Below are 17545 nucleotides of genomic sequence, written 5' to 3' on the forward strand. Positions count from 1 at the left end.
CCACGGTATGCGCAGCTCAGCTACGAGCCGCCGCCAGGGCTCGCTCGGTGTAGGAACGGCCGAACGCCGCGACGTGCACGAGCAGCGGAAACACCTGGTGCAGCGCAACACGATCACGCCAACCGCCCGCGAACGGCGCCACCTCCAGGTAGGCCCCGCGCACCCGCTCCAGATGTGGGCAACCGAACAGTTCGAGCATCGCCAGGTCGCTCTCCCGGTGCCCTCCGTGCGCCGCCGGATCGATCAGCCAGGCCCGGTCGCGCCCCCAGTGCACGTTCCCGTTCCACAGGTCGCCGTGCACCCGCGCGGGCGGTTCGTCCGGTGCTTCCCAAGCCCGGTCGAAGATCTTCGCCTCTGCTCTGGTGAGGTGCCCTCGGTCCACCGCCATGCGCACGTAGGGCTCAACGCGGTGGCTCGCGTAGAACTCCGCCCAGCTGTCGCACTCCTCGTTCCGCATCGGCACCGGTCCGATCCACGCGTCACGCGGTCCGTCGTCCGGGGGCGACCCGTGCTTCGCCGCCCCCTTCGCGTGGATCTCCGCCAGCGCCCGCCCCAGCTCTTCGGCCGCGTGCTCCGTCGGCTCACCCGGCTCGATGTACTGCATGACGATCCGGTCCTCGTCCCATTCGAAGACCTCCGGCACCGCCGTGCCCAGCCACCTCAGCGAGGCCGCTTCCGCCCAGGCCCCGTTGCGCTCCGGCGTGGTTCGTTCCTTGACCGCCACCGTGCGGTTGTTCCTCGTCGTCCGGTAGACCGTTCCACTCGCCCCCGACCCGATCGGGATCACAGGCGCTCCTTCACCCACCGCATCAACCCCGGCGAGGCCGCTTCGATCATGCCCAGCACCTCGGTGAAGCCCTCGTCACCGCCGTAGTACGGGTCCGGCACGTCCAGATCCGTGCCCCCTGCGCTTTCCGGCGCGAACGACCTCAGCAGCCGGATGCGCTCTGTGTCATCCACCAACCGCCTCAGCTCGCGCGCGTGCCCCGCGTCCAAGGCCACCAACAGATCCGCGTCCAGGTGCTCCGCGCCCATCTGCGCCGCCCGGTGCGCCGTCGGATACCCGTTGTCCCGCAACGTCGCCCCCGCCCGCGAGTCGATCTTCTCGCCCACGTGCCACGACCCCGTGCCCGAACTGCTCACCCGCACCCGGTCGTCCAGCCCCTCGCGCCGCAGGTGCTCCGCGAAGACCAGCGCCGCCATCGGGGACCGGCAGATGTTCCCCGTGCAGACGAAGCAAACGTGCAGTCCCATCTCATCAGCGCTCACCGCCCTAGTCTCCCCGAATGAGCGTGGCCGACCGGCCTGAGCCTGCGAGTCAGTCTTTCGCGGACGTCTTCACCAGTTCCAGCGGTTCGTCGTAGTTCCACTTGAGCAGCAGAGGCCGCTTCGGTCGCACTCGTGCGGCAGCCGATGCCGCGCCTTCCTGGATGTAGGGGAAGACCGCAGGTACGACCGACTCGTCGATGAAGCCGCCAATCGCGTGCTCGCTCGCGTCGTCGGGTAGCGGTGCCACGGCAAATTTCGCGATGTGTGTCATGAGGACGAGGAGATCGTCGTCGTAGACCTCGGAGAGGACGCGGAAGAGCCCGGCTTCGCCATCGACCCTGTATTGGAAGCTCAGTTGAAGGGGATTGCCGGGTGCGGGAGAATCCAGCGGTTCGATGGTGGCCTGAAAAGACACGCATCGCACGTATTCCGGCCATGCGTTCGGCTTATTCACCCTGCGCTCCCAGCAATACCGGCTCCGACGACCATGCCGCGTTCTTGATCGGAAGTTTTCTGACACGCGGTTGCTCGGCGCGAACGTGCGCCACCGTCACCGGGACGTTCACCGGCTTGGACGTGTCCCGCACGACGTGCTCCACCGAAGCGCCGACAGCGATGGCGTAGCGCCGCAGTGTGGAAAGTCGTGGGTCGGTGCTCATCGACTCGATGTCGGAGACCACGCTCTGTGCGCGACCCATCAATTCCCCGAGTTGCGTCTGTGTCAAACCGCGCCGCTTGCGCAGCGCCACCAGGGCCGACACCCAGTCGTAGTCGGCCTCGACGAGTTCGGCGGCGAGGCGCTGCTGGTCGTCCTCCTCGTCGAACCCGAGGAGCAGATCAAGCTCGTCCACGGCCCCTCCCCTGCGAGTATCGGTTATGACCGATACTACCTCGGAGTGTTGGCATGCCACCACACGTTCCGCTGCGACGCCTCGTCGATGTCCCGGTTCTGCTGCTCCACGCTCGCCTTGTGGTTGAACCGCAGTCCGAGCATGACGCGCTCGGTGTGCAGCCTCAGCGGTTCGCTGTAGTACAGGCGCCAGTGCGTGCCCTCGATCAGCCAGCGCAGTTCGTTGATGTCAGGACGACGCGCCATCCGGGTCTTCGCGTCTGCCGGTGGGACCAGCTTGCCCAGCGCGGCTCTCTTGATCTTCAGACGGATCGTGGCGATGAAGTCGTTGCGTGCGGCAATGCCCTCAACCGCCGCGATGACGCTCGCGTGCTCGCGGATCTCGGCCATCGGGATGTTGACTCCCTCGCGCTCGTAGAAGCGCCAGTCGCCACCGCCGTTGTACGCGAAGGAAGACCTGGCCGACACCGATTCCTCCTCAGAAATGCGTGCGATTCGTGCTCGCTGCCGAGGGTTCCAGTGTCTCGTAAGTCGCATCTCCGGGTTTGTCTAGACGAGTTGGCGGCGTGCGCATCAGATAGACGACGGAAAATGTTGCGGCGGTGGCAAAAATGATCACGTAGATGTTGCCGAGGAGGAATGCGGCGGGGCTGTCGGTGAGCACCGGGGGCGCGGTGACGCTGGGGTCGGGGGCGGCGAGCGCGTGCAGCTTCGGGAACGTGAGCACGAACAGCGGCGCCAACGCCCACCACGACTTCCGCACGGCGATCACGGCGAGCGGCACGATCCACACCCAGTGGTGCCCCCACGACCACGGCGACACGGTCGCGGCGCACAGGCCGCACAACGTCACGGCGAGCAGTTCCTCGTCGCGCTGGCTGGCCCACGCGGCGAGGGCGAGCGTGCCGATGGTGACGACGGCGGCGAGCACGATCCACAAGCCCGAGGAACCGAAGGCCCGCAGCACCATTCCGCGCAGGGACTGGTTGTGCACGGCAGCGGGGTTGGGGAAAACGCGCGCGGCGTCGGTGAAGGTGCCGCCGAACCAGAAGCGCAGAGAATCCTTCGGCAGGAACACAAAGCCGAGAGCGATGGTGCCCGCGAATCCGGCCATCGCGGTGGCGGCGGCGCGGAATCGGCGGGTGATCACGAGGTAGGCAACGAAGAACAGCGGCGTGAGCTTGATGCCCGCGGCGATGCCGACGCCGATTCCCTTGGTGTGCTTGGAATCGTCGCGGAGCAGATCCCACAGCACGAGCGCGAGGAGTGCGAGGTTCACCTGGCCGATCGAGTGCGTCAGGCGAACGGATTCGGTGAGCAGCAGGGGAGCGGCCATCAGCAGCGTGAGCGCGACGGCTTTCCGCTTGTCCACCGCTTCCCACGACCGCCACAACGAGTACGTCAGCAGCGCGTAGTTCCCCAGCGCCGCAAGCGACTGCGCGGCGATCATCGGCATCAGCGCGAGCGGCACGAAGATCAGCGCGGCGAACGGCGTGTAGGTGAACAACAGGCCCGCGAACAGCTCGTTCTGGTACACGGGAGCCCCGTCGAGCACTGCCTGACCGCCCGCGCGGTACACGCCGAGGTCGATGGCGAAGCCGGAGATGGTCCTGACCGCAATGGCAAGTCCGGCGAGGTAGACGAGGATCGTGAACACGCGCGACATGAGGTGGTATTTGCCTTCGAATGGGGGCTGTTCCGGCGAAAACCAGCTTTGAGCAGTCGCGCGTTCGAGTGCTCCGGGAAAGCCCGGATATCTCAGCGCGCGCGACCCTGAGAAATTATTTCCACCACCCCGGCCGCCGGAGCGCCCTTTCGGCGCGGACCGAACCGATCACGCCCGCGAACGGAATGACCTCGCCCGCGATCCGTTCGGCTTCGCTGGATCGAGCGCGCGCCAGCGCTTCCGCCAGGTGCGCGCCGTAGACGAACCGCGAGCGCGGATCGGTGCCGCACGACTCGTAGGACTCGGCCAGCTCTTCGATTCCGCGACCCCATTCGGCGCGCATCATGCCCTCGTGCCAGGAAAGCTCGCGTTCGTTGATCCACCACGTCCACGACGGGTCCCGCGAGCCGATGCCGTCGAGGAACGCGGCCCGCGCGCGGCCGAACTCGCGCTCCGCCTCGCCCGATGCGCCGAGCGCCGCGAGAGCCCTGGCCCGGCGCACCCGGAACAGCGCGGCGACGCGAGGCGGCAGGTCGGTGCAGAGCATGTCGTCAGCGATCCGCAGCCCTTCGCGATCGAGTCCGATGTGGACAGACGCCTGGGCCTGGTTGGAGAGGATGAACCACCGCATCGGCAGGTCAGCCAGCGAGAGCGCGGCGCGGTTGGCCCTGCGGGCCTCGCGGTGCCGCTCGGAGTCGAAGAGCAGCCATCCGCACAGCTCGCCCAGCTCCGCCGTCGCCGCACGGGACTCCCGCGTGACCGTCCGCCGCGCCTCGGCGAAACGCCGTAGCGCGAGGTCCGCGATCCCAGCCGCTCCGTGCGCGCAGTCCAGCGCGACCAGCTCGCGCACCGTCTCCTGCAAGTCCACGCCGCCCAGTCTCCGAGGCACCCCGGGCGCAGTGCATAGACTTTCGCGCTGATGAGCGGAAACGTGGATCGGGCGGCCCTGCGCCACCACGGCGATGTCGAAGCCCTGCCGGGGCTCGTCGACTTCGCCGTGAACGTGCGCGCTGACCGGCCGCCGAGGTGGCTGCGCGAACGCCTCTCCGTCGCACTCGACAAGCTCGGCCGTTACCCCAGCGCACAGGACGACGCTGCCGCGCGAGCGAGCGCCGCCGCGCGTCACGGCCGCCGACCCGACGAGGTCTTGGTGCTCAACGGGGCGGCCGAAGGATTCGCTCTGCTGCCCGCGTTGAAACCGCGCCTGGCCGCCTTGATCCACCCGTCCTTCACCGAGCCCGAGGTCGCGTTGACCGACGCGGGCGTGCCGGTCGCGCGCGTCGTGCTGGGCGACGATCACCAGCTCGCCTCCGCGCGAGTCCCCGACGAAGCCGACCTCGTCGTGCTCGGCAACCCGACCAACCCGACGTCCGTGCTGCACCCCGCCGAAGCGGTGCGCGCGCTCGCCCGCCCCGGCCGCGTTCTCGTGGTGGACGAGGCGTTCGCCGACACGATCCCCGGCGAGCCCGAGTCGCTCGCCGGAGAAACCACGCCCGGTGTGCTCGTCCTGCGCAGCCTGACCAAGACGTGGTCCTTGCCCGGACTGCGCGCCGGATACGCGTTGGGCGACAAGGAACTGCTCGCGAAGCTCGGGCTGCACCGTCCACAGTGGCCGGTCAACGCGCTCGTGCTGGAAGCGGTTCGCGCGTGCTGCGAGCCGGGAGCCGTCGCCGAGGCCGAGGCCGTCGCGCGCGAGCTGGCCGATCACCGCGTGCAGTTCGCCAAGGCGCTCGCCGAACTCCCCGGTGTCACCGTGGCCGAGCCCGCTCGCGCGCCCTTCTTGCTGCTCCACGTGGCCGGAGCCGTTGCCTTGCGAGAACGCTTGCGCGACAAGGGTTTCGCAGTGCGACGCGCGGACACCTTCCCGGGGTTGACCCCGGACCACCTGCGCGTCGCCGTGCGCGCACCTGACCAGACCGCCCCGTTGCTCGCCGCGCTGCGCGAACTACTAGAGGAGCCCGTTCAGTGAGTCCCACCCTCGCCGAGGTGATCACCGCGCTGGAGCGGGCCTACCCGCCTGCGCTCGCCGAGTCCTGGGACGCGGTCGGGCTCGTCTGCGGAGACCCGGCCGAGCCGGTGCGCTCGGTGCTCATCTGCGTCGACCCCGTTGAGTCCACTGTGGATGAAGCGCTGGAGCTGGGCGCCGACCTGGTGCTGGCCCACCACCCGCTGCTGCTGCGCGGGGTGAACGGGGTGCCCGCCAGCGACCCCAAGGGCAGGCTCGTCCACCGCCTGATCCGCGCGGGCGCGGCCCTGTACTGCGCCCACACCAACGCCGACTCGGCAGACCCCGGGGTCTCCGACGCGCTGGCCGAGGCGATCGGCATCGTCGGCACCGTCCCGCTCGAACCGAAGCCGGACGCGCCGAACCTGGGCCTCGGCCGCGTGGGCGAGCTGCCCGAGGCGGAGCCGTTCGCCGCGTTCGTCGACCGCGTCGCCAAGGCGCTCCCGGCCACCGCGTGGGGAGTCCGGGCCGCCGGTGACGCCGAGCGGATGATCAAGCGGGTCGCGGTCTGCGGCGGCGCGGGCGACTCGATGCTCGGCGCGGCGACGAGGTCGGGGGCGGATGCCTATGTGACGGCCGATCTACGCCACCACCCGGCGGGCGAGCACCTCGAGAAGGGCGCGCACCTGCCCGCTCTGGTCGACGTCGCGCACTGGGCGAGCGAGTGGCCGTGGTGCGAGCAGGCGGCGCGCGTCATCCGCGAGACCTTCGGCGGTAACGTCGCAGTCCGCGTCTCCGAGCGCCTTACCGATCCTTGGACGCTCGCGTCCAGTTAGACACAGCCGCTCGACCTCTTGATCACAACTCCATTTGGGGGAGCACTCCGTGAAAGCAGCACCCGCCGTCCAGCGCCGCCTGCTCGACCTGGCCGAGGTCGACACCGAGCTCGACCGCGTCACCCACCGCAGGCGGACCCTGCCGGAGCTGGCCGAGATCGTCGAGGCGGAGCAGGTGCTGCGGGCCAAGCGGGACGCGGTGGTCGCCGCCGAGACCGCGCTCGGCGACCTGGACCGCGACGTGAAGCGCCTGGAGACCGAGATCGACCAGGTCCGCGCGCGGGCCGACCGCGACCGCAAGCTGCTCGACGACGGCGTGCCCGCCAAGCAGGCGGAGAACCTCAACCACGAGCTGGACACGCTCAAGCGGCGCCAGGGCGTGCTGGAGGACGAGTCGCTGGAGCTGATGGAGCGGCGCGAGGCCGTCGAGCAGGACGTGACCTTCGCCAAGGGCGAGCTGAGCACCGCCGAGGACAAGCTCTCGGACGCGCAGGGCCGCCGCGACCAGGTGTTCGCCGACCTGGAGACCACCGAGGCGCGCTCCGGTGACCGCCGCAAGACCGTGCTCGCGGAGCTGCCGACGGAGCTGGTGACCCTCTACGAGCGCATCCGCTCCAACAAGGGCACCGGCGCGGCGCTGCTGCGCGCCCGTCGCTGCGGGGCCTGCCGCCTGGAGCTCGACCGGACCGCGATCAGCGACCTGCGCACGGCCGCCGCCGACGAGGTCGTCCGGTGCGAGGAGTGCGGCGCGATCCTGGTCAGGACCGCGGAGTCCGGTCTGTGACCACGCGCGTCATCGTCGAGGCGGACGGCGGCTCGCGGGGCAACCCCGGGCCCGCCGGGTACGGCGCCGTCGTCCTCGACACGGCGACGGGGGAGGTGCTGGCCGAGCGCTCCGAAGGCATTGGCGTCGCCACCAACAACGTCGCCGAGTACCAGGGCCTGATCGCCGGGCTCGCCGCCGCCGTCGAGCTGGGGGCGGAGTCCGTCGAGGTGCGGATGGACTCCAAGCTCGTCATCGAGCAGATGGCCGGGCGCTGGAAGATCAAGCACCCCGCCATGCAGCCGCTCGCCGCCGAGGCGAAACAGCTGGTCGCGAGCCTGGGCCGGGTCACGTGGAGCTGGATTCCGCGCGAGCGCAACAAGCGCGCCGACCGGCTGGCCAACCTCGCGATGGACGCTCAGGCGGGCAAGCCCGCCCCGCAGGCACAGGCCCAGACACAGGCCAAGGCCAAGCCCGTCGCGCCGCCGTCGTGGACCGGCGCGACCGGCGTCCCGACCAGGCTGATCCTGCTCCGGCACGGCCAGACCCCGCTGTCGGTGGAGCGCCGCTACTCCGGGCGCGGCGACGCCCAGCTGACCGAGGAAGGCCGCCGTCAGGCCGCCGCGGCCGCTCAGCGGCTGGGCAAGCTCACCGATGTGGCCGCCGTGGTCAGCTCGCCGCTGTCCAGGGCCGTGGACACCGCGCGGGGCGTCGCCGACGCGCTCGGCCTGGAGCCGGTCGTGCTCGACGGGCTGACCGAGACGGATTTCGGCTCCTGGGAGGGCCTGACCTTCGCCGAGGCCGCCGAACGCGACCCCGAGGCGCACCGCGCCTGGCAGGCCGACACCTCGCTCTCCCCTCCGGACGGCGGGGAGAGCTTCGACGCCGTGCACCGCCGGGTGCGCCGCTGCCGCGACGACCTGATCGCCAAGCACGGCGGCTCGACGATCGTGGTGGTCAGCCACGTGACGCCGATCAAGACACTGCTGCGGATGGCGCTGGACGTCGGCCCGTCGCTGCTGTTCCGGCTGCACCTGGACCTGGCGTCGGTCTCGGTCGCGGAGTTCTACTCCGACGGGCACGCCTCGGTGCGGCTGGTCAACGACACCTCGCACCTCGGGTGATCGCCCCGGGTGCGTAGGCTGGTGCCCGGATGAGCCGGCCGGGCGGCCGCGTCGGCGGGGGCGACCCCGCCGCCGAGGAAAGTCCGGACTCCGCAGGGCAGGGTGGTTGTCAACGGCAACCTGGGGCGACCCACGGGACAGTGCCACAGAGAACAGACCGCCCGGACGCGCGAGCGGACCGGGTAAGGGTGAAACGGTGGTGTAAGAGACCACCAGCACCCCGGGTGACCGGGGTGGCTCGGTAAACCCCACCTGGAGCAAGGCCAAGAAGGTCCGGGTCCTCGTGATCCGGACCAGCGCGAGTGCTTGAGGGCTGCCCGCCCGAGCTCGCGGGTAGGCCGCACGAGCCCGTCGGCGACGGCGGGCCTAGATGGATGGCCGCCGAAGGGAACGCCGCGAGGCGTCCCGGAACAGGATCCGGCTTACAGGCCGGCTCATCCCCCGTACTGGTGAAACGCGCGAGCGGGAGGGTCCGAGCGAGATGGACTGGGTGCTGACCCTGCTCGGCCAGATGCTGATCACCCTCGCATTCCTGCTCCCGCTGGTCAGGGCGATGCCGAAGGCGCCGTTCGTGCCGATCGCGTTCTCCATCGGCGCGGGCCTGCTGCTGGTCGACGAGTTCGTCGCGGCCTTCGGGCAGCCGGGTCAGCTCGTGGCCTCGGCGCTGCTCGCCGGGCTCGGCTGGGTGCTCTCGACGCTCGTCGGCCGACTCCGGGACCAGGCGGACAATCACTGACAGTGAAGCGGGTGCGGGGGCCGTTCGGGGGAATCCCGCGGATTCGGCCGCATCGCGCCGCCACTCGCCAGGCGTGGCTACTCGTGCTCCAGTTCCTCCGGTCGGGGGACGTTGCGCGCGGGCCGTCCCGCGGGCATCCGGTAGACCGGGCGGAACGGTTTGCCGTCGTTGAACTCGGCCTCTAACTCCGCGACCCGGGCCTCGACGGCCGGGTTGACGATGTCGGCGAGGCTGCGCACCCCCGCCTGCGGTTCGTAGGCGGCGAGGTAGGTCGCCGCCGCTCTGGCCCGCTCCAGCACGGTCCGCTCGAAGTTGACGGTGCGCTGAACCCTGCGCGGCCCCGCCTGGACAGGGCCGGTAGCCTGATCATCACCACGCCCGGTTGCGCCGCGGTCGGCCTCGCGCTCAGCGATGTCCTGCTCGGCAACGCCGGTCGAGGGCTCGGTGGACTGGGTCATCGGCGGACTCCTTCGAGTTCGCTTGCTGGTCTCCGCGCCGCACTCCGCCAGATCGACGCCCCATGGGCTTCAACCCCGAGGACAGGCTTGCGGGTACGCGTTCCACAGACTTCCGCACACCGTGAAGTGTGCGCAAGCAAATCCTTACCCCGTCCGGTCCGCGCACGATCCGTCACCGCTGTGTTCGCAGCCGGGTGAATCGTTGCGGCAAGTGGGACAGAGCCGCGTCGGTTGTTCACCGCCGGGAGCCTCCACACGATGATGTGTGTGGTCGGATTGGACGTATTTCGGGCTCGTCAACCTGTTCGTGCTCGACGCACGGCACTCTAGCCAGTACACCTCGTCATGGCGGCATGTTGTACTCGTAGGACTCGCCGGGACCGCGAAGCCGGCCCGGACTCGTGATCGAGCAGAGCTCCTCGCACTCGGGAGTAGGGACAATGAACACCACAACGACCTTGGAACTGCTGGCCCAGGGGTCGCAGCAGATCCAGACCTCCGGCCTCCAGAGCTGGATCCAGAGCAACCTCCTCCCTCTGCTCCTGCTCGTCGTCGCCATCCTGCTGCTCTGGCTGGGCGGCGGTCGAGGGGACAACGCGGGCGTGATGCGCCGCCTCGGCGGCGTGATCGTGGCGCTGGCCATCGTCGGTCTTGCGGTCAGCGGCGCCGGTGTGAACATCGGCAAGTGGATCGCCCAGCTGTTCACCGGGTGATCGGGAGTGCGCATCCGCACCGACGACGAGGTCTACCGCATCGACGCCGTCTGGCTCGGGCCGCCGCGCGCCACCTTCCCGTGGCGCGCCCGGTACGTGGCCTGGGGCGTCGGCATCACCGTGTTCCTGCTGGTGACGCTCATCGAGCGGCGGATCGGCTTCGGCTTCAGCTTCTTCTCCACCGCGTGGGCGGTGATCATCACGATCGTCGTCACCAAGATGATCTGCTCGCGGATCAACCAGGAGCGGCCGCTCGGCGCGGTCGCGGCGATGTGGGTGCGCGAGCTCACCGCCCCCCGGCAGAGCGGTTCCGGGAAGGGCGGCGCGGCCAGCGCGGCGCGCATCCGGGTGCGCTCGGAACGCCCGCGCCCGAAGAGCAAACGAGCGGCGAAGAAGGCCGCGAAGAAGTCCAAGAAGGCTGCCGCCAGGAACGGCTCCACCCGGCGCTCCGCCGCCGGGACCCGCTCCTCCTCCCGCACCGCGGGACCGCAGCAGGCACAGCAGCAGCCAGAGCAGAACTCGGGGGGCCGCAGGAGGCCGCGCCGAACCCGCAGCAAGGAGGCACCCGGTGTTTCGTCGCCGGCGTAACCACGACCGCAGCTCCGGCATGGACGGCTCGACCCGTCACAACCGCCAGGGCACGCGCGGCAAAGCCGACCAGCGGGCGCACAGCAAGAGAGGGCGCAGACTGCCCGGTGAGCAGTCGGTGCCGACCTACACGCCGTCCATCTCGGCGCGCAGCATCGACGGCCACCTGCTGCGCACCAGCCAGGACGTCTACGCCTGGTACCGGCTCTCGCCGCAGCGCTGGTCCTTCCGCTCGGACTCGCAGCGCCAGGACCTGATCCACGCGATCGCCGGGCAGTACGCCGAGCTCCAGGGCCGCTGGCTGCACCTGCGCGTGACCAACCGGCCCTACCCGATCCGGATGTGGGCCGAGGCCCACGTGCACAACGCGGTCGGCAGGCTCCCGGACACCGGCGGCGCGCTGTCCTTCGACGACTACATGGTCGGCGAGCAGCAGCAGCTGATGGGCCGCTCCATGGCGGAGAAGGAGGTCTACCTCGGCGTCCAGGTCCAGACCCGCAACGTGATGGACCGCGCCGTCGAGCGCGCCGCGCCGGTGCTGCGCAAGATCTTCCCGGAGGCCGTCGACGCCGAGCTGGTCGCGCTGGACAGCGAGGTCGAGCACCTGGACCAGGTGATCGGCTCCGCCGGCCTGGAGGGCCGCCCGGTCACGGCCGAGGAGATGTCCTGGCTGATGCACCGCTCGTGCTCGCTGGGCCTGCCCGCGCCGCGCAACCTGCCAGCGGTCCCGGCCGCCGAGTGGGAGCCGGAGGACCTCGCGTCCTTCACCGACGCCGCCGACTTCCACCAGGAGCCCTACGCGCCCACGGTCACCGTGCGCGGCCGCACCGGCTCCAACGCGGGCACCAGCAAGAACGTCGTGGTGCTCACCGTCGGCATGATGCACGGCCTGCAGATCCCGGAGATCGACGACCCGTGGGTGCAGCGCGCCGACCGGCTGCCCGCCTCCGTGGAGTGGTCTGCCCGCATCTACGTGCGCAAACCCGAGGACGTCACGGGCGAGCTGCAGCGGCAGATGAACAAGGTCCGCTCGCAGGTACGGCACTACACCGACGAGCACGAGCTGGAACCGCCCCAGTCGCTGTCCCGGCAGGCCGCGCGCGTGCTGGAGATCGACGACGAGATGACCTCCGGCTTCACCGCGCTGGCCACCCGGGTCCGCTCGTGGTGGCGGCTGGCCGTCTCCGGCAACACCGAGCGCGACGCGCTGCGGCTGGCCCAGCAGCTGGTCGAGCTGTACAAGCCGAAGATCGCCGTCGAGCACCCCGAGGCCCAGTACTCGATGGCCAGGGAGTTCGTTCCAGGCGAGCCGCTGGCCTCCGCCGCCTACCTGCGCAGGGGCTCGGTCATCTGGGCCGCCTCCGCAGTGCCCACCGCGACCGCCGAGGTCGGTGACCGGCGCGGCATCCTGCTCGGCGAGACCTGCACCGCGACCCGGCGCCCCGTGGCGTGGGACCCGTGGATGGCGCAGGAGATCCGCGATGCCTCCGGCCTGACCGCGATGGTCGCGGGCCTCGGTGGCGGAAAGTCCTTCCTCGGTGGCGGCATCGTCTACAAGACGCTGCGCTCCGGGGCGTACTGGACCGTGCTCGACCCCTCCGGTCCGCTGGCGAAGCTGTGCGAGCTGCCCGAGCTGCGGCCGTACGCGCGCCCGATCAACCTGCTCAACGCCCAGCCCGGCATCCTCAACCCCTACCGGGTGGTCGCCGAGCCGCAGCTGGAGCACTTCCTCGACGAGGAGGACCCCGAGCGCTCGTGGCGCAGGGAGAAGGCGCTCGCCGCCGCCACCCGCCGCCGCCTCGTGCTGGACGTGCTGACCGGTCTGCTGCCCTACGAGGTCTCGCGGATGCCGCAGACCAGGATCGTGCTGCTGCGCGCGGTCCGCACCGTCGGCGGCCGGCCCAACGCCAACCCCAGCATGGTCTTCGACGCGCTGCGCCGCGACGCCTCCGAACACCACGAGCACGCCACCGTGGTCGCTGACTTCCTCGACGAGATGCGGGAACGCATGTCGCTGCTCATCCCCGAGCACGACGCCGACCCGTACTCCGAGACCCGCGACGACCGCTTCACCGTGCTCACCATGGCCGGGCTGACCCTGCCCAAGGAGTCCGTCGGCCGCGAGCACTGGACCGACGCGGAGTCCCTCGGCGTGGAGATGCTCAACCTCGCCGCGTGGCTCACCCAGCGCTCCATCTACGAGCGGCCCAAGGACCAGCGCAAGGGCGTCTGGATCGACGAGGCGTTCTTCCTCTCCGAGGTGCCGACCGGCCGCGTGCTGATGAACCGCTTCGCCCGCGACTCCCGCAAGTGGAACGTCCGGGTGCTGCTGTCCTCCCAGATCCCCGCCGACTTCCTGAAGATCCAGGGCTTCGTCTCGCTGCTGGACTCGGTGTTCGTCGGCCGCCTCGACGACGAGAACGCCCAGGCCGACGCGCTGCGGCTGCTCAAGGTGCCCGTCGGCGCCGGCTACGAGCAGGTCGTCGCCAGCCTCGGGCGGCGCCCCGGCGGTGTGCGCACCGCGACCGAACGCGACCAGTCCCCGCGCCAGTTCATCTTCGGTGACGGCGCGGGCGGGGTCGAGCGCATCCGGATCGACTTCGGCGGTCCCCACCTCGCGCACCTGCGCGGGGCCATGGACACCACGCCGGATGCGATCCGAGGCGACGCGGTGAAGTCCGCGGCGGCCGTGCGGGCCCAGGACGCGGCCCAGGCACGGATCGACGCGGCCGTTCCGGACCTGGCCGGGGAGGACTACTTGGACGCCGAACTGGAAGCCGCCCTCGACGAGGTCGGCCTGGACTCCGACGACTTCGACCCACGACCGGACGGGACCGACGACAGGGGCGGCAGGAGCCGTGTTGGGCGGGACAGCGCCGCATGACCACGCTGGTGGTGCTGGCGTGCGCCGTCGCGCTCTTCGTGGCGCGCCGGCGTGCCCGACGCAGGCGGCTCGACACCGCCCCCCGCTCCGGCTCCGCCGCGCGTCGACGGGCACTGCTCCTCGTCTTCGCCATCGTCGGCATGCAGGCCGCCTTCGGCGCCCCCGCCCTGGCCCAGACCTCCAGCTGCGCCCAGGCCCCCAACCCCGACCGTCCCCGCACGGGCATGGTCGGGGCCATCGATCCGACCCCGATCGACCCGGAACAGCCGCCGAGCGTCTACGCCGAGTACGGCTACGCGGGGCAGATCTGGCACACCTATGACCTGGGATGTGGGCCGGAGGGGATCCAGAACCCGCAGGCCGTGATCGACACGTGGGCGGGCAACCAGCTCTTCAACCTCGGCAAGAACATGGTCGCCGCCACCAACGCGCTCCACTACGCGTTGCTCGACGGCAAGCTGATGAAGCCGCTGGACGACCTGGTGCAAAGCGGAACCAAGGCGCTTTACGACTCGGTGTTCGCTCCGTTGTTCGGCCTTGCCGCGTTGATTCTCGCGGTGTTCCTGTTCCGATACATCTGGAACGGGGACTTGGCGACGATCGGCAAGCGCGGGTTGTGGGCGCTGGCAGGTATCTGGCTGGCAGCGGCGACTTACCTCACACCGCTGCTGTACACCCAGGTGCTCGACGGCGTGCTCATCACCGGAACGTCACAGGTCCAAGCCGGGTTCTTGCGGCAGGTGGGGATCGACGAGCGACATGCCCTTCCCACGGTGCTGCATGACCAGGTCATCCTCAGGAACTGGAAACGTGGGGAGTTCGGTTCGCCCGACGCGCCGCAGGCCAACCAGTTCTCCAACGAGCTACTGGCTGCTCAGGCGTGGACCAAGCGGGACATCGACGAGCAGAAGGACGCCGGTTCACCCGATCAGAAGAAGGCCGCGTTCAAGGAGATCGCGACCAAGCTCGGCAGCGCATACGGATATTTCCAGGGTGTCGACGGCAGCCGCATGGGCGCGGGCTTCCTCGCGTTCTTGCAAGGAATCTGCTACTCGCTCTTCCAGTTGTTGGCGAAGGCCACGATCCTGCTCGGCCAAGTTCTGCTGCGAATGATCATCCTGGCCGGCCCGATCATCGGCCTGATCGCGATCATCTACCACAGCGTGCTGCGCCAAATCGGTCGAGTCGCGGGCGCGGCCCTGCTCAACGTCATCATCATCGCCGCCCTCGCTGGTCTGCACACGATGCTGTTGACGTGGATCTTCGCTCCGGAACGAGCGCTGAGCCTGCTCACGCAGATGGTGCTCGCCGGGCTTGTCACCTTGATCTTCTTCATGATCGGCAAGCCCATGCGGAGAATGTGGCAGATGGTCGACCTCGCGGTCGGCGCGGTCGGGAGCACGTTGCCGGCTTCTCCGCCGGGGTTCCTGTCGCGGTTCCGGGGCAGGCGCGGCGGGCAGCGGACGCCGCAGGACGACTTCTGGGACGAGGTCCGCGGCATGGACCCCGACCAGAACGTGGAGGGGCGCCGCAAGGGGTTCCGGGACCGGCCGGAAGCGACCTACGCGGGCGGGCGCGGAGCACGGGGTGCGCTGGCGGCGACGGTGCAGGGCACGGTGGTCGGAGCGGACGGCCGGGTGCTGCCCGCGGCGGCGGCGCAGCGGCTGCACGAGGCGGGAGGCGGGGCGCTCAGCGCGAACAGGGCCGCCCTGCCAGCGGCGCGGAGCCGGGTGGTGGACACGGCATCGGTGTTCGACCGGAGCTGGGACCGCACGGGAGAGGACGCGGTCGTGGTGCCGTCGAGGTTGGACACGACGCCGAGCACGGTCTCGACCGGAGCGGTGTCGAGCCCGCGCCGAGCCGACATGGAGACGGTGGCGGGGCGCTCGGTGTGGGTGGTCTACCGGCCCTCGCGGGGGCTGGAGCTGCGCGACGGTGAGACCCGATGAGCACAACGAGCCCGAGAGCTGAGAGGAGGTAGTCGCCGATGCCGATCCGCACCAACCGGGGCCGCACCGCGGTCTACCGCCGGCTGTGGGGCTGGCCCCTGCGTTCGCCGACGCACTTCGTCATTTCCCTGGTCATCGTGGTGGCCGCCGCGACCGGGGTCGGTCTGCTGTTACCGGACCCGCCTCCGGAGCGGGAGTTTCCGCAGGCCCAGACGAGCACCTCGCGCCAGCCGGTCGGGAGCGGGACCCCGGGGTCCACGACGACCGCGGCGCCGAGGATCACCACGAACCCGCTCGCGGCGCCTGTGCCCGCAGCACCCGCCGCAGAGGCGCTGACCGTGGCTGAGGCGTGGGCGAAGGCCTTCGTCGCGCACCCGGACGGCATCTCCGACCAGCAGTGGCTGTCGGGGCTGCGTCCGCACAGCACCGAGGAGCAGATGGCGGTGCTCGGCACGGTCGACCCGGCCAACGTGGCGCCCAGCTCGGTGACGGGCAAGGCGACGGCGGCCAACGCGACGACCAGCTCGGTGGAGGTGACGGTGCCCACCGACAAGGGCTCGATCAAGCTCTACGTCATCCGCGTCCCCGACCAGGGCTGGCGGGTGTCCTACTACACACCCGTGGAGTAGTCATGAGACGTGTCGTTCCCGTGTTTCTGGCGATCACGGCCATCGGCACGATCATGGTGATCGCCGTGGTCTCCGCGCTGCTCGGCGGCGCGGGCAAGCAGCAGAGCGGGCTGTCCTACTGCGCGCCGACGGAGTTCGGCGGCAACTGGTCGGCCACCGGCGCCGCGCAGGGCGAGGCCGACGCGGCCAAGCTCGCGGAGGAGTCCCGGCAGATCGTCGCGATGATCATTTCCATGGGCAAGCAGCGCAACCTGCCGCCCAAGGCGTGGCAGATCGCCATCCAGGCGGGGCGCACGGAGTCGAACCTGCGCAACCTCAACTACGGCGACCGGGACTCGGTCGGGATCTTCCAGATCCGGGGGATGCACGGGCCGCTGTCGGACCGGATGAACATCGCGTGGCAGATCAACTGGTTCTACGACACGCTCGAACGCGTCCCGAACTGGGAGGACATGCGGCCGGGCGACGCGGCGCAGAAGGTCGAGCGCTCCGGTTTCCCGCTGCGCTACCACCGCTGGGAGTCGATGGCGATCTTCCTGATCAGCCAGCTCGCCGGGGACGTCCAGCCTGCGGCCAGCTGCGAGACCCTGCCCGCGCCGTCGCAGGTGGCGCAGGCGGCGATCGCCTTCGCGCTCGGCGAGATCGGCAAGCCGTACGTGTGGGGCGCGACGGGGCCCAGCTCCTACGACTGTTCGGGGCTGATGCTGCGCGCCTACCGCGCGGCCGGGGTGAACCTGCCCCGGGTCTCGCGCGACCAGTGGAAGGCGGGCGCCTACATCCCCCGGTCCCAGGCCCAGCCGGGTGATCTGTTGTTCTGGGCCTACGACACGCGCAATCCGGCGACGATCCATCACGTGGCGATGTACCTCGGCAACGATGAGATGGTGGAGGCGCCGTACAGCGGCAAGGATGTCCGCAGGGTCAGCGTCGACCGCTATCCGGGACTGCTGGAGTACGTGGTCAGGCCCACCGCCTGACGCGAGCTGGGGGAGCTGGGGACTTGGGAGGGGCAGGGATGTACAACAACGAGCCGATTCCGCGGCCCGCGGGACCACCGGCGTCCTCGACGCCGCTGCGCGACTACCTCAACGGCGCCCGGCACGGGGTGGACCCCGGCTACGCCGTCCTGCCGCGC

19 protein-coding genes and 1 other RNA gene are annotated in these 17545 nt (G+C 70.2%); 12 read left to right on the forward strand and 8 right to left on the reverse strand.

Translation table 11 applies throughout. From position 1 onward, the window contains the following. Positions 1–16: 16 nt before the first annotated feature. The 7 genes from CCN37_RS18885 to CCN37_RS18910 form a co-directional block, all read right to left on the reverse strand. Positions 17–787 (reverse strand): fructosamine kinase family protein, encoded by a 771-nt coding sequence (locus CCN37_RS18885; RefSeq protein WP_246843132.1) that lies wholly within the window; start codon positions 785–787, stop codon positions 17–19. Next, the gene (locus tag CCN37_RS18890) at positions 784–1254 is read right to left on the reverse strand and encodes a low molecular weight protein-tyrosine-phosphatase (RefSeq protein WP_210408108.1); all 471 of its coding nucleotides are present in this window, start codon (positions 1252–1254) and stop codon (positions 784–786) included. Before CCN37_RS18890 ends, CCN37_RS18885 begins: the two co-directional genes overlap by 4 nt. Positions 1255–1318: 64 nt before the next feature. Continuing rightward, positions 1319–1723, reverse strand: coding sequence for a hypothetical protein (locus CCN37_RS18895; RefSeq protein WP_143261676.1), 405 nt, complete (start codon positions 1721–1723; stop codon positions 1319–1321). After that, positions 1716–2120, reverse strand: a complete 405-nt coding sequence (locus CCN37_RS18900; RefSeq protein WP_168200737.1) for a helix-turn-helix transcriptional regulator — start codon at positions 2118–2120, stop codon at positions 1716–1718. Before CCN37_RS18900 ends, CCN37_RS18895 begins: the two co-directional genes overlap by 8 nt. A 35-nt stretch (positions 2121–2155) precedes the next feature. Continuing rightward, complete coding sequence (locus CCN37_RS39980) at positions 2156–2587, reverse strand: hypothetical protein (protein ID WP_168200738.1); 432 nt, start codon at positions 2585–2587, stop codon at positions 2156–2158. Between the two features lie 10 nt (positions 2588–2597). Beyond that, on the reverse strand, positions 2598–3785 hold the full coding sequence (locus CCN37_RS18905; protein WP_086822565.1) for a glycosyltransferase 87 family protein: 1188 nt from the start codon (positions 3783–3785) through the stop codon (positions 2598–2600). A 115-nt stretch (positions 3786–3900) separates the two neighbouring features. Further along, positions 3901–4653 carry a hypothetical protein gene (locus CCN37_RS18910; protein WP_086822568.1) on the reverse strand — a complete coding sequence of 251 codons (753 nt, stop codon included), beginning with the start codon at positions 4651–4653 and terminating at the stop codon, positions 3901–3903. Between the two features lie 51 nt (positions 4654–4704). On the opposite strand from CCN37_RS18910, the gene cobC reads away from it, so the two are divergent. The 6 genes from cobC (at position 4705) to CCN37_RS18940 (ending at position 9189) form a co-directional block, all read left to right on the forward strand. Next, positions 4705–5754: an Rv2231c family pyridoxal phosphate-dependent protein CobC gene (gene cobC, locus CCN37_RS18915; protein ID WP_210408105.1), complete on the forward strand. Its 1050-nt coding sequence runs from the start codon at positions 4705–4707 to the stop codon at positions 5752–5754. Further along, positions 5751–6566 carry a Nif3-like dinuclear metal center hexameric protein gene (locus CCN37_RS18920; protein WP_086822575.1) on the forward strand — a complete coding sequence of 272 codons (816 nt, stop codon included), beginning with the start codon at positions 5751–5753 and terminating at the stop codon, positions 6564–6566. The genes cobC and CCN37_RS18920 overlap by 4 nt, the downstream gene beginning before the upstream one ends. Positions 6567–6615: 49 nt before the next feature. Further along, positions 6616–7350, forward strand: coding sequence for a zinc ribbon domain-containing protein (locus tag CCN37_RS18925; RefSeq protein ID WP_086822578.1), 735 nt, complete (start codon positions 6616–6618; stop codon positions 7348–7350). Further along, positions 7347–8453 carry a bifunctional RNase H/acid phosphatase gene (locus CCN37_RS18930; RefSeq protein ID WP_086822581.1) on the forward strand — a complete coding sequence of 369 codons (1107 nt, stop codon included), beginning with the start codon at positions 7347–7349 and terminating at the stop codon, positions 8451–8453. The genes CCN37_RS18925 and CCN37_RS18930 overlap by 4 nt, the downstream gene beginning before the upstream one ends. 30 nt (positions 8454–8483) lie before the next feature. Continuing rightward, an RNA gene (rnpB, locus tag CCN37_RS18935) (RNase P RNA component class A) lies at positions 8484–8894 on the forward strand. Between the two features lie 40 nt (positions 8895–8934). Further along, positions 8935–9189, forward strand: coding sequence for a hypothetical protein (locus CCN37_RS18940; RefSeq protein WP_086822584.1), 255 nt, complete (start codon positions 8935–8937; stop codon positions 9187–9189). A 77-nt stretch (positions 9190–9266) separates the two neighbouring features. On the opposite strand, the gene CCN37_RS18945 is transcribed toward CCN37_RS18940, so the two are convergent. Beyond that, positions 9267–9647, reverse strand: coding sequence for a hypothetical protein (locus CCN37_RS18945; RefSeq protein ID WP_086822587.1), 381 nt, complete (start codon positions 9645–9647; stop codon positions 9267–9269). Between the two features lie 440 nt (positions 9648–10087). Here CCN37_RS18945 and CCN37_RS18950 point away from each other — a divergent pair, with 440 nt between their 5' ends. The 6 genes from CCN37_RS18950 to CCN37_RS18975 are packed head-to-tail and all read left to right on the forward strand — an operon-like array spanning position 10088 to position 17387. Beyond that, complete coding sequence (locus CCN37_RS18950; protein ID WP_086822590.1) at positions 10088–10360, forward strand: hypothetical protein; 273 nt, start codon at positions 10088–10090, stop codon at positions 10358–10360. Between the two features lie 6 nt (positions 10361–10366). Beyond that, positions 10367–10948 carry a hypothetical protein gene (locus CCN37_RS18955; protein ID WP_086822592.1) on the forward strand — a complete coding sequence of 194 codons (582 nt, stop codon included), beginning with the start codon at positions 10367–10369 and terminating at the stop codon, positions 10946–10948. Between the two features lie 19 nt (positions 10949–10967). Continuing rightward, positions 10968–13832, forward strand: coding sequence for an ATP-binding protein (locus CCN37_RS18960; protein ID WP_086822595.1), 2865 nt, complete (start codon positions 10968–10970; stop codon positions 13830–13832). Further along, positions 13829–15781, forward strand: coding sequence for a hypothetical protein (locus tag CCN37_RS18965; protein ID WP_086822598.1), 1953 nt, complete (start codon positions 13829–13831; stop codon positions 15779–15781). The genes CCN37_RS18960 and CCN37_RS18965 overlap by 4 nt, the downstream gene beginning before the upstream one ends. A gap of 38 nt (positions 15782–15819) precedes the next feature. Continuing rightward, on the forward strand, positions 15820–16410 hold the full coding sequence (locus tag CCN37_RS18970) for a hypothetical protein (RefSeq protein ID WP_086822601.1): 591 nt from the start codon (positions 15820–15822) through the stop codon (positions 16408–16410). A 2-nt stretch (positions 16411–16412) separates the two neighbouring features. Beyond that, positions 16413–17387: a C40 family peptidase gene (locus CCN37_RS18975; protein WP_246843133.1), complete on the forward strand. Its 975-nt coding sequence runs from the start codon at positions 16413–16415 to the stop codon at positions 17385–17387. Positions 17388–17545: the final 158 nt, after the last annotated feature.

The organism is Allokutzneria sp. NRRL B-24872 (assembly GCF_002155965.1).
Classification (GTDB): domain Bacteria; phylum Actinomycetota; class Actinomycetes; order Mycobacteriales; family Pseudonocardiaceae; genus Allokutzneria.

Coding starts and splice junctions, on each gene's coding strand:
- CCN37_RS18970 (WP_086822601.1), top strand. CDS start 15,820: ATGCCGATCCGCACCAACCGGGGCCGCACCGCGGTCTACCGCCGGCTG.
- CCN37_RS18890 (WP_210408108.1), bottom strand. CDS start 1,254: ATGGGACTGCACGTTTGCTTCGTCTGCACGGGGAACATCTGCCGGTCC.
- CCN37_RS18945 (WP_086822587.1), bottom strand. CDS start 9,647: ATGACCCAGTCCACCGAGCCCTCGACCGGCGTTGCCGAGCAGGACATC.
- CCN37_RS18960 (WP_086822595.1), top strand. CDS start 10,968: ATGGACGGCTCGACCCGTCACAACCGCCAGGGCACGCGCGGCAAAGCC.
- CCN37_RS18950 (WP_086822590.1), top strand. CDS start 10,088: ATGAACACCACAACGACCTTGGAACTGCTGGCCCAGGGGTCGCAGCAG.
- CCN37_RS18905 (WP_086822565.1), bottom strand. CDS start 3,785: ATGTCGCGCGTGTTCACGATCCTCGTCTACCTCGCCGGACTTGCCATT.
- CCN37_RS18940 (WP_086822584.1), top strand. CDS start 8,935: ATGGACTGGGTGCTGACCCTGCTCGGCCAGATGCTGATCACCCTCGCA.
- CCN37_RS18965 (WP_086822598.1), top strand. CDS start 13,829: ATGACCACGCTGGTGGTGCTGGCGTGCGCCGTCGCGCTCTTCGTGGCG.
- CCN37_RS18975 (WP_246843133.1), top strand. CDS start 16,413: ATGAGACGTGTCGTTCCCGTGTTTCTGGCGATCACGGCCATCGGCACG.
- cobC (WP_210408105.1), top strand. CDS start 4,705: ATGAGCGGAAACGTGGATCGGGCGGCCCTGCGCCACCACGGCGATGTC.